Here is an 8,323-nt window from a genome sequence, read left to right on the forward strand (position 1 = left end):
AGCAGGGCGACGCTGTCATCCAGGGCCTCGGCGATCTGGTCGGCGGGCACGGTGCGCAGCTCCACGTCACCGGCGAACGCGGCCAGGCCCTGGAGCACATAGAGGTCGGTCGGGAAATTTCCGGGCTCCGACAGGATCACCTTGCGGCCAGGCCGCATCATCAGGGCGGCTGCGGCCAGCTTGAAGATATTGACAGAGGTGGAGTCGGCGCAGATCACCTCGTCGGCCTCCGCGCCGATCAATCGGGCGATCTTGCCGCCGACCCGGGCCGGCAGGTCGATCCAGGCGGCGGCGTTCCAGCTCCGGATCAGCCCCCGCCCCCACTCCTGGCCCACGGCATGACCCAGCCGCTCGCCGACATCGCGAGGCAAGGCGCCCAGGGAGTTGCCATCCAGATAGATCAGGCCTTCGGGCAGGTCGAACAGCGCCCGGCGGGCGGCCAGGGGGTCGTCGCGATCAAGGGCCTCGCAGGCCGCGCGGGTCAGCATCATGACCCGCGCTTACCGCTGATCGCGGGCTTCCGCTAGGTCGTCGGTCTGACCGAGGAATAGTTCGGCTGATCAATGGCGATCTGCTCGGTGATGTTGGCCTTGAGCGCGGCCAGCAGGCCGGGGGTCTCGACATCCATCTCGCCGTCGCGAATGGCCTCACAGAGCTGGGCGTTCAGGGCCTGGAAGTCGCCCTCCTGCCCCAGGAGCGCGCTGAGCCGGCGCACGGCGTTGGCTTCCGCAGCCGGACCGAGGGTCAGCTCGCGCCCCACCACGCCCAGCACATTGACCGCCACCCGCGCCAGGAAGGCGTCGCGGGGCGGCAGGTTCGGGCGCACGCTGTCGATCCACTTGGCGACCGCCTCGACCAGTTCCTCGGCTTTCGGATGTTCGATCACAGGCCGGCCTCCATCAGATGAACCAGGTCGATTTCAGTCTCGGAGACCCGGCGCCCGATCATCGGCCGCTCCACGGAGACGGTCCCGCCCGAGGCGTAGCTCTCGTACATCATCAGGCACATCACCCCCCATTTCAGCGAGCCCAGGGTCTGCCAGTAGAGCACCCGCGACAGCGGGATCTCGCCGCCGCCGGCCTCGGCGTAGCCCTCCAGCAGGTCCTGATAGTCGCCGAAGCCGCCGACCGGCTTGTCGCTGCGTCCGAACCGCCAGGAATTGACGCAGATCCAGGAGAGGTCCTCGGCCGGATCGCCCAGGTGCGACAGCTCCCAGTCGAGCACGGCGGCGACGCCCTTGTCGGGGTCGATCATCAGATTGCCGTTCCGGAAATCGGCGTGCAGCAGCACATCCGGAAGGGGTTTGGGGATCGACTTGCGCAGATGCTGGAAGGCCAGTTCCAGGATCGGCCGCTCGGCGCCGGTGGCGCGATAGACCGCCTCATAGCGATCCAGTTCCTCCCCGGCGTCCGCAGTCTTCAGCGGCAGTCCGACCGGCGAAATCGAGTGAATTCGCGCCAGAATCTGGCCGCACTGGCGAGCCAGGTGCGGTCGCACGGTCTCGAACTTCGGGTCCGAGACGATCTTGCGGCCGAGGGTCTCACCGCTGATTCGCAGGGTGATGTGAGCCTCGCCCAGGCCATCTTCCGGCACAGCCAGGTGAATCAGCGGGGCCACAGGCGCACCGGCCTTTTCCGCCGCGCGGATCAGAGCCGCCTCGGTGGCCAAGGACGTGGAGCGCGAAGTCTCCTCGTCGAAGGGGCCCGGCCGGCGGCGCAGGATGAGGTCCTTGCGGACGCCTTCCGCAACGGCCGTAAAGGCCCAGGTCTCCATGCTGGCCCCGCCCGAGAGGCGCTGGAGATTTTCTATACTTCCTCCCGGCGCCCCCAACTTCGGCGCGAGCCGCGTAAGGGCTTGTGCGATATCGACTTCCATGACGCCACGGAACTTTCGGCTGACTCAGATTTAACGATCTGCAGGACGAAGAGCCGGCTTGTAAATCGACAATTTCGGCGACCAACCTGCCGGCCAAAATGCGACGGGGCCAACACCCCGAGGGAGTGAGACCATGGATTTCAACCTGTCCCCTGAGCTGACGGCCTATCTGGCCGAGCTCGACGCCTTCATCGAGGCGAAGATCAAGCCGATCGAGAACCGCGACGACAACATCCGGTTCTTCGACCATCGGCGCGAGCACGCCCGCACCGACTGGGACCGCGACGGCCTGCCCCGTCACGAATGGGAGGAGCTGCTGGCCGAGGCCCGCAAGGTCGCCGACGAGGCCGGCCACCTGCGTTACGCCTGGCCGCCGGAAATGGGCGGCAAGGGCGGCACCAATCTCGACATGGCCGTCATCCGCGAACATCTCGCCGCCTCGGGCCTGGGCCTGCACAACGACCTGCAGACCGAGCACTCGATCGTCGGCAACAACCCCTTCATCCTGATGTTCAAGGAGTTCGCCACCAACGCCCAGTACGCCCGGGACGGCGAGAAGCTGCTGGGCGGCAAGATGCGCACGACCTTCGGCCTGACCGAGCCCAATCACGGCTCGGACGCCACCTTCATGGAGACCCGCGCGGTTCCCCACGAGAAGGACGGCAAGCCGGGCTGGCTGATCAACGGCGAGAAGATGTGGTCCACGGGCATGCACGTGGCCACCCACTGCATGGTCTTCGCCCGCACCAGCGGCAAGGACGGCGACGCCACCGGCATCACCTGCTTCATCGTTCCCGCCGACACCCCCGGGGTGAAGATCGAGGAATATATGTGGACCTTCAACATGCCGACCGACCACCCGAGGGTCAGCTACACCGACGTCTGGGTGCCGGAGGACAGCTACTGGGGCGTGATCGATCGCGGCCTGGGCCTGGGCCAGAGCTTCGTGCACCAGAACCGCATTCGCCAGGCGGCTTCGTCGCTGGGCGCGGCGGTGTACTGCATCGAGGAGAGCGTGAAGTACGCCCGCACGCGCAAGCCGTTCGGCAAGCCGCTGTCGGACAACCAGGCCATCCAGTGGCCGCTGGTCGAACTGTCCACCCAGTGCGAGATGCTGCGGCTTCTGATCCGCAAGACCGCCTGGCAGATGGACCAGATGGAGCACAAGGAAGTCGAGCGCCAGCTCTCCGACAAGGTCTCCATGTGTAACTACTGGGCCAACCGCCTGGTCTGCGAAGCCTCAGACCGGGCCATGCAGATCCATGGCGGCATGGGCTATTCCCGCCACAAACCTTTCGAGCACATCTATCGCCACCACCGCCGCTATCGGATCACCGAGGGCTCGGAAGAGATCCAGATGCGCAAGGTGGCCGCGTTCCTGTTCGGCTACATGGGTCCGCGCAAGAAGCTGTTCGCCGAAGCCGCGGCCAGCGACGAATACGTCCAGCCGATCCCCGCGCGGCACTAGGCCGCTCGGCGGCGGTGTTCAGGCGCCATAGAGCCGATCGAACACCGCCGGCAGGCTGTCGGGCAGCCCCAGCAAGGGGCCTGACGACAGCAGCAGCACGATCTCGTCGCCCTTGAGCCCACTCAGGGCGGCGGTCGCCGCCTCCGCCGTTCTGACGCCCTGGCTCGGGATGCCCGTGGCGGCCACGCGGGCCAGGATTTCGTCATAGCCGGACTGGTGATGGCTCGCCGCCCCGTGCTCGGGCGGCGGGATCACCAGCACCCGGGACGCGCCCTCGAACACGGTGTCGTACCAGCTGAGCGCGTCGCGGGAGCGCCAGGAGAAGGTGTGCGGCTCGAACACCACGGTCAGCGGCCGGTGCGGATAGTGCAGCTTCAAGGCCTCGATGGCCGAGCGCGCCTTCTCATAGGAGGAGCCGAAGCCCTCGATCAGCGGAATGCGCGAGGTCGTGGTGAGCCGGTCCAGACGGCGGCGGATGCCGGCGAAGGCGGCCAGGGCGGCGGCGAGCGCCCCCTCGCTTACCAGTCCACGCTCCAGCAGATAGGCGCTGACGCCGACGATGTTCTCGATGTTGTGGGCGCCCAGCAGGGTGGTGGTGAGCGCCAGTTCCCGCCCGCCCGGTCCGACCAGGGTGAAGCGGGTGGTCTCGCCATAGACCACGTCGCGGCTGAACCAGCCGTCGCAAGGCTGGGTGTCGTACCAGGCGATGCGGGCTCGGGTTTCATGGGCCACGGCGCGGATCGCCGGATGCTCGCGCATCACCGCCACGCCCTGCGCCGGCAGCCCACGCAGCAGCGCGCGGAACGGCGCCTCATATTCGGCGAAGGTCGGGAAGACGTTGACGTGGTCGTGGATCAGCGAGGTCAGCAGCAGGTGGTCCGGATGATAGAGCGCGAACTTGGAGCGGGGATCGGACTGGCTGACCACATATTCGTCGCCCTCCAGCACCATGTCCGGCGCCGCACCCCAGTGGCCGGTGGCCGGCAGCGAGGGTGAGATCGCCCCGATCATCCAGCCGGCGTCAACGCCCGCCTGGCGCAGCACATGGGCCAGCAGCGCGGTGCAGGTCGACTTGCCGAAGGAACCGGCGACCGCGGTGTTGATCCGCCCGGCCGTCACCTCGCCCACCAGTTCGGCGAAGGTGGTGATCCTGGCGCCTCGGGCCCTGGCCGCAGCGACCTCGGGATTGTCCTCGCCCCCCAGCTTGGCGCTGGTCCCCAGCACCAGGATGTCGAGGTCGGCCGGGAGATTCGCTGCGTCGAATCGGTAGACGACCGGAAAGCCCAGCCCCGCGACATAGGTCGACATGGGCGGAAAGACGTCTTCGTCCGATCCGGACACCTGATGGCCGGCGTCGCGCATCATCAGGGCGACGGCGCTCATGCCCGCTCCGGCTATGCCTGTGAAATGTATGCGCATTCCGCCCCGCCCTTCGGTCCGCGATCGTCGCGAGCCCGCCTCACCCACCGCCGGGCGCCGCGTTGGGGCCCTTAGGCTTCCATGCGGCATTCTGTCTTTGCGGACGATTAATGAGTCTGAATCCGCCCGATTAACCTTTGGCTAACCAGGGAGGCGGAGTCTGTCATTGTCTTCCTTGAAGACACCCCACCATCACCGACTTCATACAGCCCGGCGCAATGCCGGGCTTTTTTTTGACCTGGGTCAAGAACCGCCGGGTTCCCCTTGCCGCCCCCCGCGTCAACGCGCCCAACCTCCCTGCAAGCACCAGCACTGGGAGGTCCGCATGGCCAAGACTCCGACCGGGTTCAAGACCCGCCTCGAACCGCAGGATGAGTTCCCGCACGATCCCGGCGACGCCAAGAACTACAACGAAAGCATGTACTTCAACGTCTTCGATCCGGCGAAGAAGACCGGCGGCTGGTTCCGCATCGGCAACCGGCCCAACGAGCACTATGCCGAGATGAGCGTCTGTCTCTATCTGCCGGACGGACGGGTGGCCTTCATGTTCGGTCGCCCGACCATCGAGGGCAATAGCGAGATGAACGCCGGCGGCCTGAAGGTCCAGGTGGTCGAGCCCTTCAAGCAGCTCAAGGTCAGCTATTCCGGCAAGGCGTTGATTCTCGCCCGTCCCCACGAGATGGCCGATCCCAAGAAGGCCTTCCGCGAGAACCCGTCGGTTCCCTGCACCGTGGACCTGACCTATGAGGGCGTCTCGCCCATGTATGGCGGCGAGACGGTCAAGGCCGACGGCTCCTCCCTGGAGATCGATCCCGAGAAGTCCTTCGCCAAGGCCCACTATGAACAGCACTGCGCCGCCACCGGCAGCTTCACGATCGGCGACGAGCGGTTCGAGATTTCCGGCTATGGCCTGCGCGACAAGTCCTGGGGCCCGCGCCACTGGCAGGCCATCGACTGGTACCGCTGGTGCCCGATGAACTTCGGCCGCGACTTCGGAATGATGCTGTCGGTGATCGGCGACGGCAAGGGCGGCGCCCGCCAGGGCGGCATGGTGTTCCGGGACGGGGTCTATGACCTGATCAGCGAATGCGTGATCGACAGCGACTGGGACGACAACGGCTACCAGACCGCGCTGCGGGCCAAGGTGAAGACCGAAGGCGGCAAGGCCTATGAGGTCACCGGCCAGGTGCTGTCGCTGATTCCCCTGCGCAACCGCCGCACCGCCCCGGACGGAACCGAGCTCCATACCCGCATCACCGAGGGCATGACCGAGTACCGCTGCGGCGAGCTGGTGGGCTATGGCCTCAGCGAATATCTGGATCAGATCGTCGAGGGAAAGCCGAACGGCAAACAGCTCGGATATTAGTCGCGCGGACCGGCTTGCGCGTCCGCGCGGGCCAGTCTATACGCCCGGCCTCCAACGATGTTCCCCGATAGCTCAGCTGGTAGAGCAGTCGGCTGTTAACCGACTTGTCGCAGGTTCGAGTCCTGCTCGGGGAGCCATCGTGGGGAGCCAGAGCGCTCCCAGCTAGACCCACCGCATCACGACACTTAAGACCGGACGCGCGCTTCGCTCGTTCTCGTCCCGTCCTGTGAGCCTCTCCCCATGCTCGACACCGCCCGCCCTGCCCGCCTGAACCGCTCCCAGCTGTCAGTCCCCGGCTCCCAGCGCCGGTTCCTGGAAAAGGCGGCCGCCAGCGCCGCAGACATCGTCATGCTGGACCTGGAGGACTCGGTCGCCACCGCCGACAAGCCGGCGGCTCGGGAGACGGTCATCGCCGCCCTGAACGAACTGGACTGGGGCCAGCGCACGGTCTCGGTGCGGATCAACGCGCTGGACACCCCCTTCATGTACCGCGACCTGATCGAGGTGGCCGAGCGGGGCGGCGACCGGCTGGACCTGATCATGGTTCCCAAGATCAACAGCGCCGCCGACGTGCACCTGCTGGACGTCCTGCTCTCCCAGATCGAGGCCGCGACCGGGCGCAAACGCCTGGGCCTGGAACTGCAGATCGAGACCGCCGAGGGTTTGACGAACGTCGAGGCCATAGCCGCCGCCAGCCCCCGGGTGGAAAGCCTGCACTTCGGCCCCGGCGATTTCGCCGCCTCGATCGGCGCGCGCTCGACCTCGATCGGCGGCCCGGTGCCCGACTACGCCATCCTGGCCGACGCGGACGCCCAAGGGGCCCGCGCGCGCTTCCTGGGCGACCCCTGGCACTATGCCCTGGCCCGCATCGTCGTGGCCTGCCGGGCGGCCGGGGTGCGGCCTGTGGACGGCCCCTATGGCGACTTCAACGACGCCGAAGGCCTGCAGGCCGCCGCCCTCCGCTCGGCCGCCATGGGCTTCGACGGCAAGTGGGCGATCCACCCCAGCCAGATCGAGACCCTGAACACCGCATTCAGCCCCTCCCCCGCCGAGATCGACAAGGCGCGCCGCATCCTGGCCGCCCTGGACGAGGCCTCGGCCGCAGGCCGCGGCGCCGTGGTGCTGGACGGCAAGATGATCGACATCGCCTCCGTCCGTCAGGCCCAGGGCCTGGTGGAGAAAGCCAAGCGGATCGGGCTGGCCTAAAGGGCAAGAGCCAGCCCGCCAATCAGGTCGAAGATCAGTCGCTGCTCGGAGCCGCGGGCTTCCTGATCACGACCACGGCGGCAGGGTTGGCGGTGATCACCTGCTGAACCGTCATCGAATGCTCCTGGGCCTCTTCATCAATGTCGACGGATGCGAGGGGCGCGACGCCGCCGTCCAGACTCCATCCCGCTGGCCGCGGCGGCATAACCGGCGAAGGCCGGCTTTCGCCCACGACAGCCAAGTCAGAAGGTTCAGCGCACAATTGGGCGAGTTGATAGCCCGTGATTCGGTTGGCCAGGATCAAAAAGCAAAACGTCGAGCCAACGAATACAGTCTGCCCCCTGACGGGCATGAGATATGAGACATACCATCCGACACTGAGATAGAACGAACATATCCAGAAGGCCCACCAGACCAGTATTATCAGAGACCTCTCAGGTGCTCGAGCGCTTCTCCAAAGCGCATATGCTACGGGTATACCGAACAGAAGATTCAGCACTGGAATTATGAGTAACGCGACCGCTTGGATCGGCGAATATTTCAGCTTCCCCGAGCTTTGAGACGCGAGTGAATAGGCCTTATAGACCCAGGCCAGTTCGACACAGGCCGTCGCCACAAAGATCCACTTGAGCCACGTATCCGACACTGCTCCTGCGTCGCCGGGATCACCCAGCCAGGGCGCAGCCAGACCGTCGACCAATAGGGCCCGCACGCCCTGTAGAAACAAGCAAAGGGTCGAGATGATGTTGAGCGTCAACGTCCAGCGCCGCCACTCCGACCGAAGCATGACCCTGTCCACAGCGCCCCAACCCCCACCTTAGGTTGATCGAAGCATAGCTTCACCCTTGTGTCGATAACCGGCCGCGCAACCAGATACGCCTAACCCACCTCCGCCGTCATGGCCTGGGCGCCGTCGCAGCGGATCGCCTGGAAGGCGCCTGTCGCGGTATCGCCGGTCAGGCGCACCGGCTGGTCCACGAAGATCGGAG

The 8,323-nt window shown here is 66.3% G+C and carries 7 protein-coding genes, 1 tRNA gene and 1 pseudogene; 4 read left to right on the forward strand and 5 right to left on the reverse strand.

The window, feature by feature from the left end:
- The 3 genes and pseudogenes from Q7P21_RS17225 to Q7P21_RS17235 form a co-directional block, all read right to left on the reverse strand.
- A pseudogene (locus tag Q7P21_RS17225) lies at positions 1 to 491 on the reverse strand (kynureninase); the annotation flags it as partial.
- A gap of 32 nt (positions 492 to 523) precedes the next feature.
- On the reverse strand, positions 524 to 886 hold the full coding sequence (locus Q7P21_RS17230) for a DUF6285 domain-containing protein (RefSeq protein ID WP_304164451.1): 363 nt from the start codon (positions 884 to 886) through the stop codon (positions 524 to 526).
- Positions 883 to 1,773, reverse strand: coding sequence for a phosphotransferase family protein (locus Q7P21_RS17235; protein ID WP_304178080.1), 891 nt, complete (start codon positions 1,771 to 1,773; stop codon positions 883 to 885). Before Q7P21_RS17235 ends, Q7P21_RS17230 begins: the two co-directional genes overlap by 4 nt.
- A gap of 235 nt (positions 1,774 to 2,008) precedes the next feature.
- On the opposite strand from Q7P21_RS17235, the gene Q7P21_RS17240 reads away from it, so the two are divergent.
- Entirely contained in the window at positions 2,009 to 3,343 is a 1,335-nt protein-coding gene (locus Q7P21_RS17240; protein ID WP_304164445.1) for an acyl-CoA dehydrogenase family protein, read from the forward strand.
- An 18-nt stretch (positions 3,344 to 3,361) separates the two neighbouring features.
- Here Q7P21_RS17240 and Q7P21_RS17245 read toward each other — a convergent pair whose 3' ends face one another.
- A complete protein-coding gene (locus Q7P21_RS17245; protein ID WP_369695350.1) occupies positions 3,362 to 4,852 on the reverse strand; it encodes a Mur ligase domain-containing protein in 1,491 nt (496 codons plus the stop codon).
- Between the two features lie 235 nt (positions 4,853 to 5,087).
- Between Q7P21_RS17245 and Q7P21_RS17250 the strand changes: the two genes are divergently transcribed.
- The 3 genes from Q7P21_RS17250 (at position 5,088) to Q7P21_RS17260 (ending at position 7,334) form a co-directional block, all read left to right on the forward strand.
- Positions 5,088 to 6,128, forward strand: a complete 1,041-nt coding sequence (locus tag Q7P21_RS17250; protein WP_304178083.1) for a hypothetical protein — start codon at positions 5,088 to 5,090, stop codon at positions 6,126 to 6,128.
- 61 nt (positions 6,129 to 6,189) lie between these two features.
- A tRNA-Asn gene (locus Q7P21_RS17255) sits at positions 6,190 to 6,265 on the forward strand.
- Positions 6,266 to 6,368: 103 nt separating this feature from the next.
- On the forward strand, positions 6,369 to 7,334 hold the full coding sequence (locus Q7P21_RS17260; protein WP_304164437.1) for a CoA ester lyase: 966 nt from the start codon (positions 6,369 to 6,371) through the stop codon (positions 7,332 to 7,334).
- Positions 7,335 to 7,368: 34 nt separating this feature from the next.
- On the opposite strand, the gene Q7P21_RS17265 is transcribed toward Q7P21_RS17260, so the two are convergent.
- Positions 7,369 to 8,121, reverse strand: coding sequence for a DUF4328 domain-containing protein (locus tag Q7P21_RS17265; RefSeq protein ID WP_304164434.1), 753 nt, complete (start codon positions 8,119 to 8,121; stop codon positions 7,369 to 7,371).
- Positions 8,122 to 8,323: the final 202 nt, after the last annotated feature.

Source organism: Phenylobacterium aquaticum, assembly GCF_947378715.1.
GTDB lineage: Bacteria > Pseudomonadota > Alphaproteobacteria > Caulobacterales > Caulobacteraceae > Phenylobacterium > Phenylobacterium aquaticum_A.